The organism is Methylobacterium sp. A52T, from assembly GCF_053346095.1.
In genome coordinates this window covers 1-24,992 of record NZ_JBKFBI010000003.1, presented here as the reverse complement: position 1 = coordinate 24,992, position 24,992 = coordinate 1, and the positions used below count along the sequence as shown (strand labels likewise).

Here is a 24,992-nt window from a genome sequence, read left to right as displayed (position 1 = left end):
CCGCCCTCACGTGCCGAGTGATGCGTTCTGGGCCGACTGGCAAGCTGGTTCAGCGAACCGCGACCGTATCGCGGCTGCGGCCGGCTCGATCGGGGCCTCGGAAACACCGATACGGCTGACCGCCTGACTCGCGGGATAGGCGCACGCGGTGGCAGCGAAGATATAGAACATCAAGCCCTGATCGACCGTCGGACCTGCGATGATGCTGCCGGAGAGCAGGCAGAGGCAGGCGACGCGGCCGGCAGCACGGATATCGCTCGCGTAGGTGCGCGGCGCCCCGCGCCGGAAGCCGAACACCGAAGCCAGGAACAGCGCGTAGAAGACGGCGCCGGGTATCCCGACATTCGACAGCACGGCGAGGGGAAAGCTCGACGTGCGATTGGTCCCGAGGCCGACGCCCAAGCCGTTGGAGTCGACGAAGTTCCTCCAAGCGTAGGCGTTCCAGGCTGAGCGCTGAACACCCGAACTTGTCTCGGCTTTGCTCAGGACAAGCGTATCGACGTAATCGTAGACGTGCTCTGCTACTCCGCTGACGGAGAGGGCCAGAAGCACGAGGACGCAGAACACCAGTGGCCCTGCGACCACCAGCCCGGCACTGAAACGGTCCTGCCGATGCGTGCTGCACCGCAGCAGCGCGATCATGTAGAGGAGGGCAATCACCACCCCGGCGCCGACCAGACCGGTCGAGGATGTCGACAGGATCACGAACAGCAGCGAAATCAGAGCCAGGGGTCCCGTGACCGAGGGCTTGCGGCCGCAGAGCCAGAGCATGCCGGTGAACCCGCAACTTCCCAGTGTCATTCCCGCGAAGGCGGACGCTTCCGGCCAAGCTCCGATGATCCGCCGCATACTGCCGACACTCTCCTCATCGTGGAACGTGTACTGAGCGTTGCGAATGAATTGCAGGGCTTCCTGAGTGCCCGTGGCCGCGGTCAGCACGTCGATGATGCCGAAGCATATGTTGGCGGCCGCGTAGAGGATGAGCGCCTTCGCGAGCGTCTCGAGCCCGTTTCTCGTGGAACCGAACGCGGTGATGATACTGAAACAGGCCAGATCACCGATGAGATAGATCGGCTGCGTGAAATTGCTGGATACTGGTCCCAGGGGAACGACACCGTCGCTCGTGATCAGGTGTGACGACGTTCCCAGCGGCACGATATAGGTCTCACCCGCGAAGAGCCGCGGCAGGATGTAGCTGCTCGCCACCCCGTAGAGAGTGAGACAGAGAAGCCAGAAACCCGGTTCAGGCAGGCGGAACGAACTCAGAACCCGTGTCGAGATGTTGCGATGGAACAGTGTCGCGATCATCAGGAACAGGAGGAAGAGATGCGCCGGCTGTACATTGGCGCCGCCCAGCAGAAGTGCCGCGGCCGATCCCAGATTGCAGAAGACCACGAACGCGATCACGACCGATTCCCGGCCGAACAGCAGACAGAACAGGCCCACGACGACCGTGATGGCACCGATCGGTTCGAAGCTCATGTCGGGCTGGTCCAGGCATGATCGGCGGCGGATCGGTATCGGCGCTCAGGCCACGCATCGCCGGCCAGACGATCATGCCGGGCCTGTGTCGAGCGACAACGTGCCCGACCGCCGCCCGGATCGATGCGACGCGCCCGCACGGGCGAACTCAGCGTTTGGCGCTGTCGGTCGGCCGGTGCGGGCCATCCGACGCGGCCGGACCGCGGCTCACCGGAGTGTCCGCCGATCCGGGGCGCTGCGTCGGAGACTGCCTCGTCTCACCGGATCTGTCGGCCGGCTGACGCACGAGCGTCACGCGCACGACGTCGCCGGGCTCGACGACGGCCTCCTCCGAGGCGAGCCATGTGCCCGCCTTCACCCCCTGCTTCCGGGTAATCTCGTAGCGCGCGCTCAGGGTTTCGGACGCGTCATCGGTGTTGCCGACCATCTGGGACTCGGCATCGGCCGAGAGACGCTCGGCCGTGCGCGTCTTCTCGTCGATCGACGCGAGCTTCTGACGGACATCTGCAGCCTCCGACAGCGCTTCCCGGCGAAAACGGGCCTTGAGGTCGATCATGTCGCGCTCGGCGCGTGTGAGGCTTTGCTGAGCGCGCAGCATGGCAACCTGCACGTCGAGCCGGCTGCTCTCGAACGAGGCCTGACTCTGCTCGGCAGCGAGCTTCCGCGGCGCAATCGTGAGTCCTTTCGAGACCAGATCGTTGATGAGGCCGAGTTCGCCGCGGCTGAGCTCGATCTGGCGGTCCAGCGTCTTGGACTTATTATCGAGTGTACTCATTTCATTCTGGAAGCTGATAATCGACTGTTCAATCGCCTTGATCTCGGCCTTCAGCGCGTTCCGACGCGTATCGAACAGGAGTTGTTCACCGCGAACGGCCTGCTCCGCATACGTCTTGTCCACTGTGCCTTTGACATCGCTCCCGAACGCGATCGTCTCCGCGCCCCCGATCTCCGCCTCCAGACGGGCCAGCTTGGCGGCCAGAGCGACCCGCTCCGCGGCCAAGTTTCGCAACTCGCCGCGCGACGTGACCGCGTCGCGCTGGATGCCGCGCGGGTCAGTGCCGCGCATCAGGCCCTGAGCCGTGCTCACGGCCTGCAGTACGGTCAAGCCAGGTTGATACTCGTACTTGCCGGGCTGCTGGACCGCGCCGATGATGTAGAATGGACGGTAGGTCGCGACCTCGACGGAAGCCGCTGGCTTCTCTGCGAGATCGGCGACCTGCTTCAGCGCGACACCGATGGCGTTCGCGAGGTCGATCGGCGTGCCGCCCGCGGCCTTGATCTGGCCGATCAGCGGCATGGACACTGTTCCGTCCGCCGCCACGACGAACTGACCGTTCAGTGCCGTCCACGAGTACGCTTCGCCGGTGTTGCGACGCAGATCGTAGACGCGGATCGTCAGATGATCCTGGGGGCCGAGCACGTATCGACCGGCCTCGTCGGCAACCGCATGCGCGAGCGGGCTGCCGAACAGCAAAACACAGGCCGCCGCAACGAGACGCAGACGCAGACGCAGACGCATCAAATTCTCCTCGACCAGATCCGAATCTTGAGTACAAATTTGCGCGTCGCGATCTGCCCACGGTATCTGTACCACAGAGTCCCGAGAGCCGCATTTAATCGTAGCAGACGCAGCCAGCTTGGCCAAGATTTATAGATCTCAGATCTGCCGCGCGGCCGCCCCCCTACCGAGACATCGGAGCGCGGTCCGCCTCAAGTTCAGCGCAGGCGGTCTCATGTATCAGACGGATCACACTGCTGCGCTCATCGTTATTCGTCGGCCAGCACTTCGAGATCGGCCTCAAGGACGCAGGGTCTGCAGGCGAAACCCGAGCAGGAGCATGCTCACGCTGTAGGCCGCCGCGCCGCTGAAGACCGTGGCGATCAGTAGGCCGATCAACCCGATATCGGCGCGGCTCAAGACCGTCTGCAGTGCGAGAACGGCCGCCGCCATCACCGTGCAGGAGAGGCCAATCTGCCAGAGATTGCGGAGCTGTCTCACCACACCCGCGCCGACGAGACGCCGCGCGTAGATCGCGCTGATCAGGAAGTGAAACAGGGCCGTGACGAGGCGCGCGTAGATCATCATCATCACGCCGCCGATATAGAATCCTATCGCCATGCTCGAGACCTTCACCACCGACTCGAGGAGCGTGATCTTGAGCATCACGTTCGGCTTGTCCATCGCGAGGCAGAGCGTCGAGACCGGTTGATAATAGGCCGTGAACATGATGGCCAGCGACAGCCATCGCAGATAGGGCGCCGCGGAAATCCATTGCGCACCGAGGATGACGCTCACGATCTGGTCGGCGGTCAGTGCAATGCCCACGCCGGCCGGGAGCGCGATGATCATCGTGAGTCGAGCCGCCTTCAGGAAGGCGGCCCGTAAGCGGAGGCGGTCATCGGTCATCGTCGCGAACGCGGCCATGACCGGCCGCATAGCCGGACCGATGACGCTCTGGGTCGGGAGGACGGAGAAATCGCTCGCGACGCCGTAGCGGCCGAGTACGGCCTTGTCGACGTGGTAGCCGAGGAACATGCGATCGAACTGCCAACTGAAGGCAGCGAGGATCTGAGAGGATGTGAACCAGCCTGTGAACGCCGAGAAGGCACTCAGCCGCGCCAGGGAGAGCCTCGGGCGGTAAGGCGCGAGCACGTAGGACAGGATGGTCGGCAGGATCGAGGATGCGGCCGGATTGATCACCAGGGCCCAGTAGCCGGCTCCCAAGTAGAGAGACCCGATCGAGATCAGGGCCGCGGCCACTTTGCCGGAAAAATCCGCTAGAAACGACGCACGGAAATCGATCTTGCGGAACAGGTGTACCATGGCCGGGCTGTAGAGGCTTCGCGCGATCGGGGCCGACGCGAGCGCGAGCGTGATGGGGATCAGTCGGACGTCGTCGTAGATGTGGGCGACCGGCCAAGCGGCGGCCATCATCAGAACGGCGATGACCCCGCCCCGGATAAGGCCCAGCGTGAATGCGGTATCCAGATGCGATTTCTCGATCTTCTGCAGACGCAACAGGGCCTGAACCAGCGGGATCTCGAGGATCATCTCGACGATCGAGATCAGGGACGCGGCGATGGCCGTCAGGCCGAAATCGGCGGGCGACAGGATCCGTGCGAGGACGAGCAGCGTGCCGAGATCGATCGCGCGCGCGGAGATCCGCGCGGCGACACTCCATCCGGCGCCCCGCAGCGTCTTAGAGGCGAGCATGAACGTGTCCCACGGAGGACTGACCGGCGCCACACCGGCCCGGAACGACGTCGCGCCTCGTGGTCACGACATGGATCCGGATCTGAGCAACATGGCGATTCCGATCCTCACACGCTCTGCAAGGCAGTCCTGAACCAGCATCCGGCGGCGGCATCAATCTAGCTAATTTGGTCAGCTTGCGATCGAGCCGCGCCCGCGGTGGGTTGTGGGAGCCGCGTCCGGCTTCCGCGCACCGCGACGCGCCTCACCCCGCGAGGCCGGCAGCGCGCCGATAGACGGTCAAGGTCTCGTCGGCCACCCGTGCGATCCGCAGGTGATCCAGGTTGATCTGGCTCTTCGCTCTCCAAGCGCCCAGCGCGCCCGGATCGGTCGTGAGCGTGATCAGCGCCTGCGCAAGCTTGTCCGGATCGTTTGCCGGGACCAGAACGCCCGCCCTTCCCCCGTCGAGCAGCTCGGGAATCCCGTCGACGTCGGTGCCGACGATAGCGCAGCCCGCCTCCCGGGCTTCGGAGAGCACGAGCGGTGCCGGATCGGCGTGGGACGGGAGCACGAAGATGTCGGCGCCCAGCATCCAGCGGTACGGATCGTCCCGCGGCCCGGCGAAGGTAATGGCATCCGCGCAGGCCAGCGTGCGCGCGGTCTGCTCGTAGGCGTCCCGGTGAGGACCGCCGCCGACGACGTAGAGCCGCATGGCGCGATTGTGGGGGAACGCCTTGTCGAAGGCCTGCAACAGATCGGGCAATCCCTTCCGGGGATGCAGGCCTCCGACGAAGACGATGGCGGGATGATCCAGATTCTGCGGCTCCTCCGACCGACCGCGCATGCGGGCTGAGCCGATGGTCCCGTTGAGCACGACGTCGATGCGCGATGCCGCGATGCCGCGCTTCCGCATCGACGCGGCGACCGCGCCGCTCACAGCGATGACCCTGGTCCCAAGGCCCATGAGGACGGCACCCTTCTCGAACTCATTGTGGACGGTCGTCACGAGGGGAACGCGCAGCAGCTTGCAGGTCGGCCAAGCCAGCACGGCGCTGGTCATCATATGGGCGTGGACGACATCGGGACGCCAACGGCGGAGCACGCCGCCACATCCGAGGAACGACGTCAGGATCCGGGCCGGCGTGCGCGCGTGGCTCGCGAAGATCGACTCGACGCCGTTGGATCGGAGCAGAGCATCGAAATCCCCACCCTGACTGGCAATCGCGACCCGGTGTCCGGCCTGCGCCTGTTGGCACGCGAGGTCGACGGCCGCGTGGACATGGCCGTTCAGTCGGCGCGTGTGATTCAGCAGATGGAGAATACGCATGATTTACGAGCGCTCGTATCGGATCCGAGCCCCGGCCTGCGCTGGACTCCATGCAAGCCGCGGCGCTGATTGGGCGGGTGATATGACCCTGGCCGAACAGGAGAGCCGCCACATGCTCCGGAGGCATCTAGGTGTAGAAACGCGAGCCGGCGCAACAGAAAAATCCGGCGCACTACTGTTTTTCAACAATGCCCAGCACCGATCTTGGCGCGCAGGATCTGTCGGCTCGGTCGGCGCTTGAACGAGAAGCGGAAGGCGAGCAATGCTTGCGCGCAGCGAGCGGGCGCGAGAAATATCGCGACTAGGAAGAGCGCGTTCGCCACCCTCCACTTCAGTGAACGCGGCTCGGTCAGGACAGATCTGATCAACCCCAGGAACGGCCTGCCACCGTACCGGACGCCTCGAAGAATCGCCGTGCAGAACTCGAGGAACTGAAAATAGTAAGTCTTCTCCGGCTCGATGAGCGAGACTCCGGGACGCCAATTGCGGAGAAGATTTCGCAGATGCCTCGACCGCGACTGGAAGCGCTGGAGGTCCCGCTCGAAGGTGGCAGCCTGCGGGACACGGCCCAGACCCGAGTCATTCCGGCCATGGACACGGTAGAGCCCGAGACTCTCGGAAAGGCTGACGATCTCGCCCATGAACGGTGCGGCCAATAGGATCACGCCGTCGACAGCTTGGTCGTACTCGCATTGATGCAGCAGATCGCAGACATCGCGGCGGAAAACATTCCCGGACGTGGGCGGCGTCTGGTAGACGCCCGAGCGCAGGATGTCGTTGACAGTCCCGTCCTGCCCACGGAACGCGTCGAGAGCGGGGTAAGGGTCCACCAGGATTGCCCCTGTCGAGTCGACGCATCTCAGACAGAACTGAAGTTTGGCGACGGTCGGAGCGAGTTCCGCGAGAATACGGTCGACAGCACCCGGCAGAAGCTCGTCGTCCGCGTCGAGAAACAGCAGAAACGGAGCCCGGGTCTTGGACAATCCGTACAGGCAAGCCGCCCTCTGACCCCCGTTCGGGATCCGGAACGCCGCGACACCGGACCGCTGGATAATCGACCACGAGTCATCCGTCGATCCATCGTCGATCACGACGATCTCACAAGAGTCATTGCCCTGCCCAACAACGCTCTGAATTGCTCGACCGACAAAATTTTCGTAGTTGTAACAGGTAATGATGACTGCGAGCTTGGGATCCGTGACCACGACAAATGTCTTTCACGCTCGTCGTTCAGCGCGCCCGTATCTCACGGTCTCGAGCGCCCGACAGGATGTCGCTAGCACGGTATCCCGCCGAAATCCACAATTGACACCTGAAGTCGCAGCAAAAATCCAAGTCCAATTGCTAATTTAATGGCTGACGCCCTGCGCACTTCACGTTGGCTCGGAGACAAAAATCAACACTCCGTGATCGGGAATCGATCGATGATCGTCACCTTCCGGCCTGAATCGGGGATCTGGGGACGTGTTGAGCCCCGCATGAGGCGCGAGATCAAGGTGACATCCAGGCACGTTGAGCCTGTCGGTCGATCCGTCGCGGCCGACGGCGCCGCCCCCTCCCCAGCGCGAGCGGTCGTACCTCTGCTCCCCGGACCTACACCGAACGGCGGTCTTGTTGGGCGCCCCCGAGCTCCGTAAGGGCCCTTTTTCCGGAGATTCCCCCTCGGTCGGGCCGATCAACCCGCCTTTTCGGAGGAGTGCGGCCGCCTCGTCAATGCTTATGGCCGTAGCATCACGCCTTCATTGATGTCGAATGGGACAGATTGTTGCTATACTCGTTGGCGTATGGACATCGCCCGCAGTGCGGTGCCGTCACGGCACCGTGATTGCAGAAGGGGTCCGCTGGACGCGGCCCGGCGGGCAGACATCAGGTTCGATCGCAATCGATCGGGAGAGATCTAGCCATCATGCACCTTCCCGAGACGGCAGCCCGTATCGTATCCTGCGACGTCTTCGACACGCTGCTCCTGCGCGATCACCGGTCCGAGCGCTGCCGCTTCCACGAGATCGCGGCCGTCGCGTCGCAGCTGCTCGCGGCGGAGCACGGCGTGGCGCGCCGTCCGGGCGCGATCTACGCCGCGCGCCTGGAGGTGCAGCGAGCGGCCTACCGGGCGCTCGACTTGGCCAATCCCTCGGGCGACGTGCGCTTCGCCGACATGCTCGCCGCGATGACGCGCGTCCTCGGTCTCGATGATCGGGCCGCGGATATCCTGTATCGGGCCGAGATCACGGTCGAACGCGCCCAGTTGCGCGCGAACACCCGGTTGATGACGTGGCTGAGGGGCCGGGCGCGGGCCGGGGGCAGGATCATCGCGGTGAGCGATACGTACCACCGCGGCGAGACGATCGCGCATCTGCTGAACGCGCTGGCTCCCGACCATCCCATCGCGCGCATCTACACCAGTGCCGACCACGACGCGACCAAGCGGACACGGGCGCTCTTCGACGTCGTTCTCCGGAGCGAGAAAGTGCCCCCCGCCGAGATCCTCCACCTCGGCGATGACACGCTGGCGGACGTGACGATGGCCGCCGCCGCGGGCCTGAGGACGGCACAACTGCTCCGGCCGCGCCGCGTGGTGCTGCGTCGCCGTCTCGATGCCGTCCGCGCTCGCGTGATGCACCGGCACTGGATCGGTGCCGCCCGGAGCGGGGCCAGGAGGATCGGGCCGTGAGCGCGACCGACGCCGCACGCGGCCCCGCGGGCGACGACGCGGTCGCGTTCGGCCAGCGCGTGCTGGGCCCGATCCTCGCCGAGTTCTGCCTACGCCTCTGGCTCGCGGAACGCTTCCTCGCGCCGGACAGGACCGTCCTCCTGTTCTGCGCCCGGGGTGGCCTGCGCCTGCAACTCGTCTACGAGCGCTTCCTCCAGCGAACCGGCCTGCCGCCGAATCTCCCGCGCGCGGCCCTGATGGTCTCGCGCCTCGTGGCCGCCCGCACCGCCTTCGATCCGCCGAGCCCCGGCATGCTCTCCGAACTCGGTCGGGAGTTCAGCGGCCGGTCGATGGCGGAGATCGCGGCGGCGCTGGCGCAACGCGACGATCTGGCCCTTCCGGCGTCCTGGGATGAGCCCTTCGAGGAGGGGGCATTCACCGCGCTGCTGTCCGGCAGCCAGCCCGGCGTGGCCCGCCTTCATGCCGCGGTCGCCCAACAGGATGCCCGTTTCCGCGCGCATCTCGAGGCCTGCGCGGGCCCGGCGCGCCACTGCGTGCTGGTCGATACCGGGCTCTACGGCAGCACGGTCCGCATGCTTCAGGAGGGCCTGCCGGAGCGGACGTGGTCAGGGCTCCAGCTCGCCCGCTCCAATTACAAGCGCCTCGCCACACCGCATTTCCGCCGCACGTTCGGCCTGAGTGTCGAGAGCGACTGGTACAAGCCCTGGGACGCGCGCACGTCGGTGCTGCGCTTCTGGCACCTGATCGAGGCCTGCCTGGAACCGGACCTGCCGAGCGTCCGCACCTTCGCCCAGGCCGTTCCGGGATCGCCGCCGCGGGCCAATCTTCAGGACGACGGCTGGGAGGCGCGGATCGCATCGACGCGGCCGGACCTCTTCACCGGCGTCCTGGCCCACATCGACGATCTTCGCTCCGAGAGCGTCGCGGCGATCCCGGACGACGCGGCGCGGGCGTGGGCGGCCCTGAAGAAGGCAATCATCTGGCCGGATGACCGGACCGTCTCGACCCTGAGTCTCGGCGGCAGATCCCGCGATTTCGGACGCGTCGAGTTGAGCGCGCAGTACGCCGCACCGCGGCCGGCCCGACCCGCGCAGCAGATCCGCGACAGTCTCTGGCGCGAGGGCGCGCTTCTCCGCTTCTTCCCGCGGGCCGGCCGGTTCCTGCTTCCCGTGATCGAGGCCGTCTACGCGGGTCGCGCCCTTCGAAGGGAGGCCACGTCCCGTCTCGTCCGCCGCCGCGAGCCCGCGCCCGAGGCGCGCGCGGAGCCGCCCCTGTGGCGCCGGCAGGCCTCTGGCGCGAACTGAGGTCTCTTCGTGTCGTCGAATGCAGCGTTCTGGCCTCGGCTACTGCACTTGGATTTTCCTGTCGAGAATCAGAATGCTGCCTATAAAATAATTAGCGTCCCGGATTTTTGCCTATATTACGTACGTGAATTCTGCGCACGCGTGGGGTCATGCGCGATCCCGGCTCCCGGGATCGCGGGTCCGACCGCGCCGCTCACGCGAAAGGTGAAACACTCTTGTTCTCGTATTCGATCCGCGAATCGGGGCTCCAACAGGAGTAGAGTGACAGTATGACGGCAGTCGGATCGTTCGGAATCAACGGTCGGTTCCTCACCCAGCCGATGACCGGGGTTCAGCGCTACGCGATGAACGTCACCCGGGCGATGAGCGCGGTCCTGGCCGCTCGGGGCGAGAGTGCCCCCTTGCTGTCCGTGCCGGACGCGGAGGATCCCCGTCTCGCAGGCACGCCGCTCCGCACCGTCGGACCGGCGGGTGGGCATGCCTGGGAGCAGTTCGTCCTGCCGCGCGCCTGGCCCGGCCGATTGCTCAACCTCTGCAACACCGCCCCCGCGCTGAAGGCCGATCAGGTCGTCTGCATCCACGACGCGAACGTGTTCAACGCGCCGGAGAGCTACAGCGCGTCGTTCCGGACCTTCTACAGGACGCTCCAGCCGCTTCTGGCCCGCCGTGCCGCGCGGATCGCCACCGTCTCCAGCTTCTCGGCCGGACAGATCGCCGACCATCTCTCGGTGAGAGCCTCCGACATCGTCGTCCTCCCGAACGGGCACGAGCACGTGCACGCCTGGGATCCGCGACAGGCCGTCCGGGCGCCGGCGGCCCTGGACCGGGACGCCGACGGCCTGGAGCGCCCCTTCGTGCTGGCCCTCGGGTCCCGCGCCCGCCACAAGAATCTCGATCTGCTGCTCAGACTGGCGCCCGCCTTGGGCGAGCTCGGGCTCGACCTCGTGGTGGCGGGCGGCCAGGCGACCATCTACGCCGCCGAGGACCTGCGGCGCGGCGAGAATGTCCGCCACCTCGGCTTCGTCACCGACCACGACCTCGCCTACCTGATGGAGCGCGCCCTGTGCCTGGCCTTCCCCTCCCTCACGGAGGGGTTCGGGCTCCCGGCGCTGGAGGCGATGGCACGCGGCTGCCCCGTCGTCTCGACCGACCGCGCGAGTCTGCCGGAGATCTGCGGGTCGGCGGCCCTGCTCGCTCCGCCGGACCGGCCGGAACGCTGGCTCGACCAGATCCGCGCCCTGGCCGCGAGCCCGGACCTGCGATCGGACCTGATCGGCCGCGGTCGCGATCAGGCCGCCCTCTTCTCGTGGGAGGCTTCGGCGCACGGCTACCTCGATCTCATGCGGGCGCCGACGGTGCGGACGGCCGCGCGCCCTGCCGCACGATCCGCAGTACAGCCCGCAGCACAGCCAATCCCGCCCAGCATCGCCGTCGCCATCGCGACGCTGGGCCGCCCCGCGGTGGTGACCGGCACGCTGCGGCGGATCCTGGATCGGCAGACCCTGAAGCCCGCCGCCATCCTGATCTCCTGCGTCACCCCGGACGATGCCGGCGAGGCGGCCGCGTGGCCCGGCGTGACGGTGGTCACGGGGCGTCCCGGCCTCGCCACTCAGAGAAATGCCGCCCTCGCCGCGCTGCCCGAGGCGATCGATATCGTGGTCTTCTTCGACGATGACTTCGTCCCCGAGGCCGGCTGGCTCGAAGCGGCCGCGCAGCGCTTCGAAGACGAGCCGGACATCGTCGGCCTGACGGGCGACGTCGTCGCGGACGGCATCAAGGGGCCCGGACTGCGCTTCACCGAGGTCGACCGGATGCTCGCCGCGCTGGGTCCGGTCGAGCCGGCGGCGCCCATCGAGGCCTTCAGCCCGTACGGCTGCAACATGGCGTTCCGTCGCTCGGCCATCGGCACGCTGCGCTTCGACGAGCGGCTCGTCCTGTACGGCTGGCTCGAGGACCGCGATTTCGGCGCGGCCCTGGCGGCCAGAGGCGGCCGGCTCGTCAAATGCATGGAGGCCCGCGGCGTCCATATGGGCGTGAAAGGCGGCCGCATCTCCGGCGATCGGCTCGGCTATTCGCAGATTGTCAACCCGTTATACATGCTGCGGAAGGGCACGATGACCCTGTCTCAAGTCTTCGGCCAGATTACCCGCAACGTTCTCAGCAACGTGACGCGCTTCGCGGCCCCCGAGCCGTTCATCGACCGGCGCGGTCGGCTGCGCGGCAATCTGCGCGGCGCCGCGGACGTGCTCCTGGGACGGCTGGAGCCCGAGCGGGCCCTGAAGATCCGGCGGAAAGCGTGAGATGAACATCCACAACACCAACCGGATCCCGCCGGACCAGTCCCAATCGGTCTCCCATTTTCCGGAGACGACGTCCATCGGCGTGCAGGACGGCCCGCTGGCCGTCATCTCGGCGGCCCTCAAGGCGGCCCGCCGGCACAAACTGGCGGTGGCCGTCTGGGTGGTCTTCTGCATCGGCTGCGCGGCGCTCTACACGGTGACCGCGACCCCCTTCTACACGGCGACCGCTGTGCTGCTGCTCGAGCCGCGGCGCCCGGTGGGCTCGGGCTCCTCGGATGGCGCCCCGATGCCGAGCCTCGATGTGGGCCGGGCCGAGAGCGAGCTCCAGGTCCTCCGCTCGGAACGGCTGCTGGCGAACGTGTTCAACAGTCTCCAGCTGGCGAACAATCCGGAATTCGGTCCTCCGGAAGCCGAGAGCCCGAAGGAGCCGGGCCCGGGCGCGTCCGAATTGTCGGGGCTGCGGACCGCCCCGCCGTCGATGGCAGCCATCCTGCAGCAGAGAAAGTTCGAGAACTTCGCCGAGCGATTCACCGTCAGGCGCGTGGGCCAGTCGTACGTTGTCGAGGTCTCGTACACGTCCAGAGACCCGAACCTGGCGCGGCGCGTCGCGAACGCGGCCGTCTCGGCCTATCTGCTGCAATCCATCGCTGCCAAGGCCGATGCGGCCAAGAACGGCGCCGAGTTTCTCCAGGGTCGCGTCAATGCCCTCGCCTCCCAGGCGCGGTCCGCCGCGGCGGCCGTCACCGAGGGCACGCTGCCGGACGCGCCGACGCCCGATGCCGACGCACGGGTGATCGGCGCGGCGCTGCAGCCCCTCAAACCCTCGGCCCCGCGGAAGACCCTGATCCTCGGCCTCGGCGCGATGATCGGCCTCGTCGGCGGCTTCCTGGCCGTGGCGCTGCTGCAGGCCTTCGACCGCCGGATCCGGACGCCGCAGGACCTCGTCCAGAGGGCCGGCATCCCCTGCCTCGCCGTGATGCCCGAGGTCCTGCGCAAGACGGCCGACGGCCGCCGCGAGACCGTGGATCTGCGCAACGTCAACGCGCCGTGGTTCCTCAACGTCAAATTCTCCACGGGCGTCCGCGACCTTCGGACGTCGATCCAGCTGGCCCTCTCCGCGCGCGGCCACGATTCCGACTGTGTCATCGCCCTGGTCGGCTGCACCCCGCGCACCGGCACGACCCTGATCGGCCTGAGCTTGGCGCGCCTGCTGCAGGAAGGCGGCCGGACCGCCCGGCTGATCGACACGAACATCCACGGCGCCGGAACCTTCTTCCTGACCCCGGACTCCAAGGCCGGGGTCGGCGCGAGTCTCGCCGACCTGATCATCAATCCGAGCCATCTGGCCCTCGCCAAGTTCGTGGATTTCGGGGGCGTCTCGGTCCTGCCGTCGCGGTCGCCCTACACGGCGGTCGGCACCGGCATCTCCCTCAGTTCCTCGGTCTTCCAGAGCGTCATCGACCAGATGCGCCGGGGGGGCTACGTCATCCTCGACCTGCCGCCGCTCTCCGTCTCGGCCGAGTCCCGGGTCGCCGCCCGTCGAGCGGATGTCGTGGTGATCGTCGCCGAGGCCGGGCGGACGACCGTCGACGAGCTGTCGGACGCGGTGAACGGCCTGATCGGTGCCGGCGCGAACGTGATCGGCGCCGTTCTCAATCGCGCGTGAGCCGGACTCCGGCATCGTCGACGGATCCGCGCTCGACGCTCGGAATCAATCGTGAAATGGGGCCTGCGTCGATGCGATCTGCGGACAGCGGCAAATTTCAGGTCCTGTATATCCAGCCGAGGACACCCGTCTTCGCAGGGATCGAGCGCGTCGTCGATACGATCTGCACCGAACTAGCGACACGGTTAAGCGCAGAGTTTGACGTCGATGTCCTGAGGCTCTCGCAGCATGAGAACCATCCGCCAGAGCCGCGGGTTTACCGGAGCGTCTTCCGGCCGGTGAACTCACGGCTCGATCTCCTTCGAACCTTCAGGTCTGTTATCCAGGAGAAGCGCTACGATCTGGTGATCGTTCCGCAGATCGAGCCGACCGTCATTTTCTGGTTCGCGCGCCTGGGAATCCAGCAGCGCGTCGCCATGCACCTCCATGGCAATCCCAGACGGGAAGCCGCGAACTTCAAATCAGCAATGTACTTCTTCCTTCTCAATCATCTGGTTCTTCGCCGCATCAGATCGGTCTTCGGGACTTCTCCGAGACAGCTCGAAGCCTTCAAACAGGATTTCAATTGCACCCGCCCGATGTACTGGGTGCCGAATCCGGTTCGACGCTTTGAACCGTCGAGCACCGATATGCAGCGAAATTCGACACTCGTAACCTTCGTGAATGTCGGGCGTTACGACTTTCAGAAGGGCCAGGATATCCTGATTAGGGCGTTTGCGAAGCTGTACGCGCGACGAAAGGATGTCAGCCTCAATCTGGTCGGTCATGGCTCCGACAAGGCGGCTCTCACCGCGCAGATCCAGGCACTCAACATGACGAACGTTATCAAACTCGCGCACCATCCCGAGAACCCCCAGCAAGCACTGGATACCAGTGATGTGTTTGTTGCCACTTCGCGCTGGGAGGGCTGGTCGCTCGCCATATGCGAAGCGCTCCGGTGCGGGCTGCCCGTCATATCGACCGATTGCGAATTCGGTCCGAGCGACATCTTGGTCGATCAACGCCTCGGGCGTCTCGTGCCCCCAGATGACGAGGACGCATTGGTCAGAGCGATGATTCACTACTGCGAGAATTTAGAGTCCGAAAAATTGTTCTCCTCTTTCAGAAAGGAACATATTGATCGCTTCAGTCCCGAGAACGTGGTCCACGTTCACGCCGACGCAATCCGCGAATCCGTTCTCTGATCGGTCAAGACATCCCAGGACTCCGCATCGCGCCTTACGCCCCTTTTCTGAGACCTTCATGCACCTCTTACGCCGAACCCTGCTCATCGATGGTGATAACGTGCGATCCCTTTCGTAATGATCGTACAATTTTCGATCCCATGATCGCGAATCTTCAGCGGATCAGCGAGTTATCCCAACTGAGAGAGTCCGAGGAAAGTTGCGATACGCCTGCCATGGCCTAGTGGAGTACCCGCCGTGCTTGAGATTTATAAAAACTCGATTTACGCTGAGAATAATCCCGACTGGCACGAAGCGGACGCACCGTGGAAGGCGGCTCAGATTGGGAACATAATCAGAAAAAATGGGATCCGCTTCGAGAACATTTGCGAAGTCGGGTGCGGGACCGGCGACGTCATCTTAAATCTTGAGCATATGTTCGATCACTCGCGAGGGTACGGATACGAGATTTCGCCGCATGCGTACCGGCGCGCCAAGGACAAGGAAACGGCGCGCACGAAATTTTACCTGGACGACGTCTTCGGCGCACCTGACGCACCCTTCGATGTACTTCTTGCCATCGACGTCATCGAGCATGTCGAGGATTACATCAGCTTCGCGAAGCAGCTCCGACCGCTCGCAAAGGTCAAGATTTTCCATATTCCCCTCGATCTTTCGGTCCAATCACTGTTCCGCGGCAACCCGATCTTGCACCTACGGTCCAGTGTCGGTCACCTCCATTACTTTTTCAAGGACACCGCACTCGCCACTCTGCGTGACTGCGGATACAATGTGATTGATTATTGTTATACGGCAAGTCGCATCGAACTTCCGAAACAAGCTCTGTCCAGCCGTCTGATGAGCGTTCCGCGTCGGGCGCTGTTCGCGTTGAACAAGGACCTGACCGTCAGAGTGCTCGGAGGTTACTCACTCCTGGTGCTTGCCGAATAATTTCGGGCACGTTCCGAGAAGCCGTGCACGCGGTCGCTGAGTCCCACGCTGTCCACGATCTGCCATTGCTCGAATCGGCTCTCGCGGCCAAACGTCGGAGAGATGTTGTCTCCTGTTCTCCGCCGAACCCGGATAGACAGGCGAGGCAGCAGCCAGGCCGACTGCTCTGCTCTTCCCGGCCTGCGGGCCAGGAGACGGGACAGGCCTATCACGTCGCAACGCGGCGCGATCGCCTCGATGCCCGCACGCGTCCTCGCCTGCGTCACCCGCGGGATGTGCGCCCCGAAAGCCTGCACTCGATCAGCACCGGAACGCGACGACGGCGGCCAGAGCGAGGGCTGAAGCGTAGGCGCGGGCGAGCTTGTCGTCGCGAGTGGCGATGCGACGAAAGTCTTGAGGCGGTTGAGAGCTGCCTCGATGCGCCAGCGCTCTTGATCGCAGGGCTTGTCATGACGGACCCGGCGCTTGCGAGCGCGTTTACCCGGAATGACGGGCGTGATGCCGTTCCTGCGCAGCCAATCGGCATCGTAGCCCTTGTCGGCACTCAGGCGGCGGATCCGGCCGGGCAGGCGCGCCCCGGCGCGGGGACACGATGTCAAACTAACTGTAGACGCGGAAATAATCGACCTGCATATGGACCAGCTTCTGAGCTTCGGTCAGCTGCGGTACCTGAACGTCTGTCCGCAGAGCGAGTGTGAGCAGCGGCCAGAAGACATCCCCCGTCTTCGCCATCTCGGAGGCGCGGGTCAATGTCCAGATGTTGACCTGTTTGGTTGCTGGATTTATGACAGGCTTGCGCTCAAAGTAAGGGATGCATTTTCCATCCTGAATCAGAACTCCGTAGCGGCAATATTGCTGAGTCATATCGACGGGCGTCGGAACACCGCTTCCCTCGTTATGCTCGTCGGGCTGGCCCCACTCATGCAGATAAACACCGTATAGATTGGGCTCGAAGCCCTTCTGTTCGACAATATCGACTTCTATACTTCTCTTTGTATTTGATATACCGTCCCGGTTGAGCAACCAGAACGCGGGCCATGTCAGAGGGTGTCTTGGAAATTTCATTCTGGCCTCGAAATAGCCTCGCGCCCATCCGATGGAGACAACGCCGCTCCGACTCCCGGCCTGCAGGTTTCCAGAGATCCATTGATAATCGGATGTATCGTTTCCGTAATAGTTTACAACGGACATTTTGCGTCCGATATATTTTGCGGATATTTGCAGAGCCGTTCCGCCCGTGGCCTCTGCATCCTCGATGATCTCGTATGGTTTGAAACCTTCCGCTCCGGAGAGGGGCGCAAACGCGGAGCGGCCGTAGTATCCGGAAGGCCCGGTCGTCGCCTTCGGACCGCCGTTCCAGATCCGTCCGTTAATCTCCTTGAAGGGCTCATCGAAAACGAGCGTTCGCCCCTGTGTCGGGTCTGCAGTGACATCGGCCGCCGCGCCGGCACGACCGATTCCGATCAGGGATGCCGTCGTCCAGACTGGCAGTGCTCGAAGACCGATTTTCAGGAAATCTCGGCGGGCCCAGTCGGGCTTCATCATTTGAGGCGTCCCGAATCGCGAGGCGATTACTGATTTCTCATCCTACCCAAGAGACGGCCTTCGCCTCAAGGCTTTACCCCGAACAGCTCCGGACCCTCGATGTGGACGTCGGACCACGCGCGCGAAAGCTGAGATCGAACATCCGCCGGCCCAGCAGTCCGGAGTTGCAACGCCAGGGTCTGTCCGTCACTATCATCGCCCGGCAGTTCAACGTCGACCGCAAGACGGTTCGCAAGGACATCACCCGCGGCCTCAAGCCACCCGCCTACAAGCCGCGCGGGCATCATCCTGATCCCTTCAAGACCTATCTGCGCGAGCGCGTTGCCGCCCGTTCCGCGCTGACGAGTTCCCGGCTCTGACGGGCGATCAGGGAGTGCGGCGCTCACCGGACATCTTCACGGCGGTCGGTCTCCGCCCGCCGGAGGTGCCGGGCGGGCGCAATCTGTTCTTCCACAACGTCAACGCGCCACGAGCGCGGCGCGATGGTCCAGACCTCGAACCGCGGCCTTGCCCGATGGGGCGAAGTGTTCGACGTCCCTGTCGCGGCCACCCCGCCGTTCGACCGTCTGCTGCATCATGTGCCGTGGTGCAACGAGGGAACGAGCCACCGGCTGTGTCAGCATGGAGATCCGGTGCCTGAGCACGTGCGCTCAAGGGCGCCCCTCGCACTGCCACGGGCCTCGAAGCGACGGGGTCGACCGCTCTTGCGACGCGATCCTGAAGTTCGCCACGGCTGATCAGGCTGAAGTGAGTATTCTCCTTCGGCGGATCTGGGGATGCTGCACTCGTCATTGACAAGACCGCGTCAGATCGCGAAAATCGCCCTGTGAAGCTCTGACTGGCGCGACTCAGGTGGCCGCTTGAGCCTGGCTTCGGCTGCGGAATAAATCGCCGCGCGAGACGTTTTAGGCAGTATCGGCCTCTCTCAGCACTTCACAGTCGACGCACGTCAGATTTGATTGCACTGAGACCTCACCTAGACGCTCAAGAAAGCCGCGATGTTGGAATATCATCGAAGACATTAGCCGCACTACATTCTCAGCGGGAATTTCATGTATTCAACCTCGACAGCTGAGAATATTATATCTGGCCAGAAGCGTCCTGTCCTGGCCATCATCATCAATTGCTTCAACTACGAAAGATACGTTCACTGCGCGATCCAGAGCGTCGTCTCGCAGAACAATCGATCCTGCGAGATAGTTGTCGTCGATGATGGCTCGACTGATCAATCCTGGGCGGTTATCCAGTCCAGCGGAGTGCGATCATTTCGCAAAACGAATGGAGGCCAAGTCAGCGCCTGCCTTCTGGGACTTGATAACACTGTCGCTCCGTTCGTCCTGTTCCTCGATGCAGACGATCAACTCTTACCGAATTCGCTCGCGGTCATCATAAGATCGCTCGATGCAGATATCGCGAAGCTGCAATTTCCTCTGGCTCGGATTGACGAAGCCGGATCGATGATCGCGCCCGCCTTCCCGTCCCTGCTGAAGGACGGGAACGCGACCGATTCAAGAAATTCGTGAATGAATCGGGAACCTATGTGTCTCCTCCCACCTCGGGGAACGTCTTCCGGAGGGATGTCTGCGAGTTGCTGCGGGAGGCCACTTACGACTCGGCCGTCGACGGCGTCATCCTGTCAGCTGCCCCCTTCTTCGGGGACATCGTCAGCCTGAAACGGCCGCTCGGATGCTATCGAATCCATGGGAAGAACAAATCCGGAGTCGGGAGCATGCTCTCGCTCTCTCTGCTGGAGCGGCACAAACGGCGCTTCAGCGACCGCGTGCTGCATCTCAAATCGGCCTTGCGGCAGCGAGGTCTGGTCGACAGCGTCCAGCCTCCGGACCAGATGTACTTCCACAACATCTACGAGATCACTCACGATATCCTGTCCGGAAAGAGGGTGTCCGCCAAGAAGGCCTTATGCGCAGTTGGTCGGTTTCCATCTTGGTACAGCCCGCTCAGACGGGTGGCGACAGCTTCGGCGATCATGATGGCGATCGTTTTACCGAACACCATCAATGCGCGCTTCATCAACTCGTGGCGCTTTCACTTGGTCCGGCTACTCGCGTCGCTGAAGCGACGTCCGGCGTCGGGCGTAGCGTAACGTTCCGATGTCCGCCGGATCTTGACCTGACTGGCTGGCTTTGGAGCCTCTAACAAAACTGGGTTTGGCGTGTTCGGAGGAGATGGCGAGACCGCTCCTTCCCGATGGCGTGTGGGCCGAGATCGCACCGCTGCTTCCGCCTGATCAGGCCAAGCCAAGGGCGGTCGGCCTCGGACCTCTGACCGCGCGGCGCTGACGGGGATCCTGTTCGTGCTGCGCTCAGGTACACCGTGGGAGTTGCTGCCCCGGGAGATGGGCGGCGGCTCGGGCATGACCTGCTGGCGGCGTCTGCGGGATTGGCAGAGGGCCGGAGTGCGGGACCGCCTGCAGCACGCTCTTCTCGACCGGCTCGGCCGCCAGAACGGCATCGACTTCAGTCGAGCTTCCCTCGACAGCGCCTCGGTCGCCGCAAAGAAGGGGGCGCGGCGACAGGCCCGAACCCGACCGATCGAGGCAAGCCGGGCACGAAGCGCCATGTCCTCACCGACGCGAGGGGCATCCCCCTCGCGCTGAAGCTGACGGGTGCCAACGTGCACGACAGCCGAATGCTAGAGGCGGCCGTGGATGCTGTCCCGCCGATCCGTTCATGCTGGGGACGGCCGCGCAGGCGGCCCTCGAAGCTGCACGCCGACAAGGCCTACGACCACCGCCGCTGTCGTCAGGCGCTGACCCGCCGTCGCATCCAGCCCCGCATCGCCCGGCGCGGAGTCGAGAGCAACCAGCGGCCGGGACGGCACAGGTGCGTCGTCGAGCGGAGCCTGGCGTGGTTCGCCCAGTTCCGCCGCCTCGCCATCCGCTACGAGCGACGCAGCGACGTCCATCTCGCCTTCTCGACGCTGGCCGCTGCCCTCATCGTCTGGCGTTTCATCGAACGACGGTTTTGTTAGGCGCTCCAAAGGACCGCCTTGGCGTTCATCGCAAGCCCTTGAAATCTTTGGAGTACCGGCAGGATCGAGGACCGCTGCGCGGTGCTCAAGCTCACCTTCGCCGACCGGCTTCGCTACAAGCGCGGGGAAGGATGTAGAACCGCAAATTTGACCTTGCCGTTCAAGGTCTTAGCGGATGTTCTTAGCGGTCAAATGGAATGGCGCGCCCGAAAGGATTCGAACCTCTGACCCCCAGATTCGTAGTCTGGTGCTCTATCCAGCTGAGCTACGGGCGCCTGACACGGCGGCGGGCTCTCGGCCCGCCGGTGTGAAGGGGCTTCTAGAGGCTCAGATCCGGCTTGGCAAGACACTTCGGACAAGGACTTCGCGCCCCGCGCATCGCGCCCCGGATCCCGCTCTCTACGGGGCCCGGGCGCTCGCGCGGACGCGCTCCTCCGCGGCCCGGATCGCCTCCGGCGTGCCGACATGCAGCCACTGGCCGTCGAGCCGCATCCCGAACAGCCGCCTCGCTCCGATCGCCCGGTCGAACAGCAGGTTGAGCGAGAAGGCGCCCTCCGGCGTGTCGGCGAAGAGGCCCGGCGTGAGGATCGCCACGCCCGCGTAGATGAACGGCGCCACCGCGCGCTCGCCGCGGCGTTCCAGGCGGCCGTCCGGATCCATCACGAAATCCCCGGCGCCCTCGTAGCCGAGGCTGGTGGCGGTCGGCGCCACCAGCAGCAGGCCGTCCATGCGGTCACCGTCCCAGGTCTCGATCAGCCGGCGCAGGTTGGAGGCCGGCCCCTCGAGCCAGAACGAATCCGAGTTCAGCACCACGAACGGCGCGTCGCCCAGGAGCGGCAGCGCCTTGCGGATGCCGCCGCCCGTCTCCAGCAGCGCCGCGCGCTCGTCGGACACGGTCGTGGCCGGCCCCGGGGCCGCTCCCTCGGCCCGGCGCGCGAGGTGCCCCTCGATCAGGTCGGCGAGGTAGTGGACGTTGACGACCGCGCTCTCGATCCCGGCCTCGGCGACCCGGTCGAGGGCGTGGTCGAGCAGGGCCTTGCCGGACACCTCCACAAGGGGTTTCGGCACCGTGGCGGTCACCGGCCGCATGCGCTTGCCCAGGCCCGCGGCCAGGACGAAGGCGCGGCTGACGGCGGGACTGGGATCGCTCATGCGGTCGGGAATCCGGTGGTCAGGGGTCGGGCGCCGGGGCGACGAGGCCCGGCAGGTGGTCCGCGTGCCAGGCCCGCAGACCGGCGAGCGCCGGATGGGCGAGGTTGCGGGCGAGATAGCCCTCGATCCGCGGCAGGTGGGCGAGGTAGCCGGGCTTGCCGTCGCGCCGGTCGAGGCGCGCGAAGATGCCGAGGATCTTGGTGGCCCGCTGGGCCGCCAGCAGCGCGTAGGCGGTGGCGAAGGCGCCGACGTCGAAGGTCGGGTCCCGGCCGCGGCGCTCGCGGGCGTAGAGCCCGAGGAGCCGCAGCTCGAACTCCGCGCTGGAATCGACCCGGGCATCCTGCAGCAGCGAGGCGACGTCGTAGGCCGGGTGGCCCATGACGGCGTCCTGGAAATCGATCAGCCCGACCCGCTCCAGCCCGTCGCGCTCGGGCAGCCAGATCAGGTTCGGGGAATGGTAGTCGCGCAGGGTCCAGGTCGGCCGGTCCGGGATCGCGCCCTGGAGCGCCGCACGCCACAGGTCGACGAAGGCCGCCCGCGCCTCCACCGACAGGCTGACGTTCCGGATCGCCGGGGCGTACCATTCGGGCATCAGCTCCGCCTCGAACAGCAGCGCCTCCATGTCGTAGGGCGGCAGCCTGTGCTCGATCCCCTCCGCCACGGGCAGGACCGGGGGCAGCGGGTTGGCGTGGAGCTTGGCCAGCACGCGCACGGCCTCGGCGTAGCGCTCGGGCCGAGGGGCGCCACCCTCGATCACCGGCTCGGTGCCGAGATCCTCCAGGATGAGCAGGCCCTCGGTCAGGTCCTCGCCGTAGATCTTCGGGGCCGAGAAACCGAGTGCCCGCAGGCCGCGGTCGAGGGCCACGAAGGCGTGGACGCTCTCGGCGAGGTGCACGATCGCGCTGTAGGGCTTGCCGTCCCGCACCGGCGGCCCGTCGGGGCGCGGCGGCGCGATCATCAGCACGGCGCTGGTGCCGTCGGGCTTGGTCAGGCGCTCGTAGGCGCGGGAGGAGGCGTCCCCCTGCATCAAGGTCCGCTCGGCGATGTCCCAGCCGCTGCGGTCGAGGAGGCGGCGCACCGCGCGGGCCCGGTCGAGGCGGGCGCGCATGCCGCCGGTGCCGTCGATCCGCGCGAGCCGCGCCTCGGGGCCGAACTCCGCCCGCAGGGACAGGTCCACGGTCAGCACCGGGCCGTCGCGGGGCGGCATCCGGTCGGGCCACTCCACCAGGGTGATCGCGCCCTCGGCCATCTCGTCGAAGCCGAGTTCCACCAACTCGTCCGGGTCGCGCAGCCGGTACAGGTCGGCGTGGACGATTGGCCGGCCATCGCGGGCCGCGTAGGGCTGGATCAGTGTGAAGGTCGGGCTCGGCACCTCCAGGCGCGGGTCGCCGGCGAGCTCGCGGATGACCGCGCGGGCGAGCGTGGTCTTGCCGCCGCCCAGGCCGCCGGACAGAGCCACGACGTCCCCGGGCATCAGGAACTCGGAGAGGAACAGGCCGAGATCCTCGGTGGCCGTCTCCTCCGGCAGCACGAATTCCCAGGGCGCCGGATGCGAGGATGCCCCCGCAGCCCCTTCGGCCATCTGCCCGTCCCGCTCGTCTCCGCCCAAAGCCCGCCTCCGAGACCCGAAGACGCATGGTCCGAAAACACGCACCGGATGCAAGCGTTTCCGCCCGGAGCCGCGCGCTTCCCGCCCGCCCGGTGCATCGAAACCACGCTCGCGGGGGCGGCGAAAGACCGCGCCGGGGCCGGGAATCCGTCAGGCCCGGGCGTGGAACCCGTGCCGCCCCGGATCAGCCTCCCCGGAGAGCCCGACGCGCCACGCCTCGGCGTTCCAGGCCGCCGCCGCCGCGAGGGCGTCGGCCTCCGGCATCGGGCGGCCGAAATGGTAGCCCTGGCCCAGGGCGCAGCCCATCGCCGCGAGGGCCTCCGCCTCGGCGCGGCCCTCGATGCCCTCCGCGACCGCCACCACCCCGATCTCCTCGGCGAGCCGCAGGATGGTCTGGACGATCCGGCGATCGCGCGGCTCCGCCAGCATCGCCCGGACGAAGGCCCGGTCCACCTTGAGCGTGGTGATCGGCAGGGTGCTGAGATGGCTGAGCGAGGAGTAGCCAGTGCCGAAATCGTCCACCGCGATGCCGAGGCCGGCGGCGCGGCAGCGCGCGAGGGCGGCCGCGGCCCCGGCCGGATCCTGCATCAGCGCGCTCTCGGTAACCTCGATCTTGAGGGCGCCGGGCGCGAGGCCGGTCCGGCGCAGCATCGCGTCGACGAGGCCCGGTACGTCCGTGCGGGCGAGATCCTGGGCTGTGACGTTGAAGCTCACGAACAGGGACGGCTCGACGGAGACGGGCGCGCACAGGCCGGCCTGCAGGATGCGGGGCACGATCCGGCCGATCGCGCCGATCACCCAGGCGGTGATCGCCAGGATCAGGCCGTTCGCCTCGGCAGCCGGAATGAAGGCCCCGGGGGGCACGAGCCCGCGCTCGGGATCGTGCCAGCGGATCAGGGCCTCGAAGTCGGCGAGGCGCCCGGTGGCGAGCCGCACGATCGGCTGCAGGAACAGCGCGAACTCGTCCCGGGCCAGGGCCCGCCGCAGGGCGCGCTCCTGCGCGAGCGACGCGACCGTCGCGTCGAAATCGGCGCGGGCGGAGGGCGACGGCGGCGCGGGAAGCCCCTCGGCGACCGCCGGCCCGAGGCGGGGCAGAGTCTCGCGGAACCGGGCGATGAGCCCCTCGAGGCAGAGGCGCAGGATCGGGTCGGCGCCGGCGAGCCGCCGGCGGATCTGCGCCGCGTCCACCGGGACGAGCACGCTATCCGCCTCGGCGCGCGCGCCGGCGGAGCGCGGGAGGGCGTCGAGGATGGCCATCTCGCCGAAGATCTCGCCGGCGCCGCGCTGGGCGAGCACGGCCTCGCCGCCGTCGCGCCGCCGGAAGATCGCGATGCGCCCGCTCAGGATCAGGTAGGCGCAGTGCCCGATCGCCCCCTCCTCGAACAGGACGGTGCCGGCCGGGAGGGTGACGGGATCGGAGCGGTCGTGCATCGGTCGGGGGACGCTGCGCCTTCGCGGGGAAAGCCCGGCGCGAGCGTTGGCACAGCGGCCTTAAGATCGGATCAAGGGCCCGCCGGATCAGCCGCGCGGGATCCCGTGGGCCTTGATCCGCGAGGCCAGCGTCGTCGGCCGCAGGCCGAGGAGCGCGGCCGCGCCGCCCGCCCCGGAGATCCGGCCGCCAGCCAGCGCCAGGGCCGC

At 66.1% G+C, this 24,992-nt stretch carries 18 protein-coding genes, 1 tRNA gene and 3 pseudogenes; 11 read left to right on the top strand and 11 right to left on the bottom strand.

Features of this window, described 5'->3' with window-relative positions:
- Window positions 1-6: 6 nt before the first annotated feature.
- The 5 genes from ACLBYE_RS01530 to ACLBYE_RS01510 all read right to left on the bottom strand — a co-directional run bounded on the left by ACLBYE_RS01530 (window position 7) and on the right by ACLBYE_RS01510 (window position 7,207).
- A complete protein-coding gene (locus ACLBYE_RS01530) occupies window positions 7-1,482 on the bottom strand; it encodes a hypothetical protein (protein WP_447692748.1) in 1,476 nt (491 codons plus the stop codon).
- A gap of 148 nt (window positions 1,483-1,630) precedes the next feature.
- Entirely contained in the window at window positions 1,631-3,001 is a 1,371-nt protein-coding gene (locus ACLBYE_RS01525; RefSeq protein WP_447692747.1) for a polysaccharide biosynthesis/export family protein, read from the bottom strand.
- Window positions 3,002-3,280: 279 nt separating this feature from the next.
- Window positions 3,281-4,696: a lipopolysaccharide biosynthesis protein gene (locus ACLBYE_RS01520; protein WP_447692746.1), complete on the bottom strand. Its 1,416-nt coding sequence runs from the start codon at window positions 4,694-4,696 to the stop codon at window positions 3,281-3,283.
- Between the two features lie 244 nt (window positions 4,697-4,940).
- On the bottom strand, window positions 4,941-6,002 hold the full coding sequence (locus ACLBYE_RS01515) for a glycosyltransferase family 4 protein (protein WP_447692745.1): 1,062 nt from the start codon (window positions 6,000-6,002) through the stop codon (window positions 4,941-4,943).
- Between the two features lie 182 nt (window positions 6,003-6,184).
- Entirely contained in the window at window positions 6,185-7,207 is a 1,023-nt protein-coding gene (locus ACLBYE_RS01510; RefSeq protein ID WP_447692744.1) for a glycosyltransferase family 2 protein, read from the bottom strand.
- A 701-nt stretch (window positions 7,208-7,908) separates the two neighbouring features.
- On the opposite strand from ACLBYE_RS01510, the gene ACLBYE_RS01505 reads away from it, so the two are divergent.
- From ACLBYE_RS01505 to ACLBYE_RS01480, 6 genes are all read left to right on the top strand, one after another.
- Window positions 7,909-8,673 (top strand): HAD family hydrolase, encoded by a 765-nt coding sequence (locus ACLBYE_RS01505; protein ID WP_447692743.1) that lies wholly within the window; start codon window positions 7,909-7,911, stop codon window positions 8,671-8,673.
- Window positions 8,670-9,977 (top strand): glycosyltransferase, encoded by a 1,308-nt coding sequence (locus tag ACLBYE_RS01500; RefSeq protein WP_447692742.1) that lies wholly within the window; start codon window positions 8,670-8,672, stop codon window positions 9,975-9,977. The genes ACLBYE_RS01505 and ACLBYE_RS01500 overlap by 4 nt, the downstream gene beginning before the upstream one ends.
- Before the next feature lie 269 nt (window positions 9,978-10,246).
- Window positions 10,247-12,277: a glycosyltransferase gene (locus tag ACLBYE_RS01495; RefSeq protein WP_447692741.1), complete on the top strand. Its 2,031-nt coding sequence runs from the start codon at window positions 10,247-10,249 to the stop codon at window positions 12,275-12,277.
- Window position 12,278: 1 nt separating this feature from the next.
- Window positions 12,279-13,943: a Wzz/FepE/Etk N-terminal domain-containing protein gene (locus tag ACLBYE_RS01490; RefSeq protein WP_447692740.1), complete on the top strand. Its 1,665-nt coding sequence runs from the start codon at window positions 12,279-12,281 to the stop codon at window positions 13,941-13,943.
- A 71-nt stretch (window positions 13,944-14,014) separates the two neighbouring features.
- Window positions 14,015-15,127: a glycosyltransferase gene (locus tag ACLBYE_RS01485; RefSeq protein ID WP_447692821.1), complete on the top strand. Its 1,113-nt coding sequence runs from the start codon at window positions 14,015-14,017 to the stop codon at window positions 15,125-15,127.
- Between the two features lie 237 nt (window positions 15,128-15,364).
- On the top strand, window positions 15,365-16,057 hold the full coding sequence (locus ACLBYE_RS01480) for a class I SAM-dependent methyltransferase (RefSeq protein ID WP_447692739.1): 693 nt from the start codon (window positions 15,365-15,367) through the stop codon (window positions 16,055-16,057).
- A gap of 300 nt (window positions 16,058-16,357) precedes the next feature.
- Here the strand turns inward: ACLBYE_RS01480 and ACLBYE_RS01475 are convergent.
- Both ACLBYE_RS01475 and ACLBYE_RS01470 read right to left on the bottom strand, forming a co-directional pair.
- Window positions 16,358-16,632: pseudogene (locus ACLBYE_RS01475) on the bottom strand (IS5/IS1182 family transposase); the annotation flags it as partial.
- A gap of 25 nt (window positions 16,633-16,657) precedes the next feature.
- Window positions 16,658-17,602, bottom strand: a complete 945-nt coding sequence (locus ACLBYE_RS01470) for a glycoside hydrolase family 16 protein (protein ID WP_447692738.1) — start codon at window positions 17,600-17,602, stop codon at window positions 16,658-16,660.
- Window positions 17,603-17,730: 128 nt separating this feature from the next.
- Between ACLBYE_RS01470 and ACLBYE_RS01465 the strand changes: the two are divergent.
- The 5 genes and pseudogenes from ACLBYE_RS01465 to ACLBYE_RS01445 form a co-directional block, all read left to right on the top strand.
- Window positions 17,731-17,958: pseudogene (locus tag ACLBYE_RS01465) on the top strand (hypothetical protein); the annotation flags it as partial.
- Window positions 17,959-18,084: 126 nt separating this feature from the next.
- Window positions 18,085-18,339 (top strand): hypothetical protein, encoded by a 255-nt coding sequence (locus ACLBYE_RS01460; RefSeq protein ID WP_447692737.1) that lies wholly within the window; start codon window positions 18,085-18,087, stop codon window positions 18,337-18,339.
- Between the two features lie 315 nt (window positions 18,340-18,654).
- On the top strand, window positions 18,655-19,125 hold the full coding sequence (locus ACLBYE_RS01455; RefSeq protein WP_447692736.1) for a glycosyltransferase family 2 protein: 471 nt from the start codon (window positions 18,655-18,657) through the stop codon (window positions 19,123-19,125).
- Window positions 19,126-19,190: 65 nt separating this feature from the next.
- Window positions 19,191-19,706, top strand: coding sequence for a hypothetical protein (locus tag ACLBYE_RS01450; protein ID WP_447692735.1), 516 nt, complete (start codon window positions 19,191-19,193; stop codon window positions 19,704-19,706).
- A gap of 82 nt (window positions 19,707-19,788) precedes the next feature.
- Window positions 19,789-20,593 (top strand): annotated as a pseudogene (locus ACLBYE_RS01445) (IS5 family transposase).
- Window positions 20,594-20,791: 198 nt separating this feature from the next.
- Here the strand turns inward: ACLBYE_RS01445 and ACLBYE_RS01440 are convergent.
- From ACLBYE_RS01440 to ACLBYE_RS01425, 4 genes are all read right to left on the bottom strand, one after another.
- Window positions 20,792-20,868 (bottom strand) — tRNA-Arg (locus ACLBYE_RS01440).
- Window positions 20,869-20,992: 124 nt separating this feature from the next.
- Window positions 20,993-21,745 (bottom strand): nucleotidyltransferase family protein, encoded by a 753-nt coding sequence (locus ACLBYE_RS01435; RefSeq protein ID WP_447692734.1) that lies wholly within the window; start codon window positions 21,743-21,745, stop codon window positions 20,993-20,995.
- A gap of 19 nt (window positions 21,746-21,764) precedes the next feature.
- Window positions 21,765-23,327, bottom strand: coding sequence for a tRNA (adenosine(37)-N6)-threonylcarbamoyltransferase complex ATPase subunit type 1 TsaE (gene tsaE, locus ACLBYE_RS01430; protein ID WP_447692733.1), 1,563 nt, complete (start codon window positions 23,325-23,327; stop codon window positions 21,765-21,767).
- A 177-nt stretch (window positions 23,328-23,504) separates the two neighbouring features.
- Entirely contained in the window at window positions 23,505-24,785 is a 1,281-nt protein-coding gene (locus ACLBYE_RS01425; RefSeq protein ID WP_447692732.1) for an EAL domain-containing protein, read from the bottom strand.
- Window positions 24,786-24,992 lie beyond the last annotated feature (207 nt).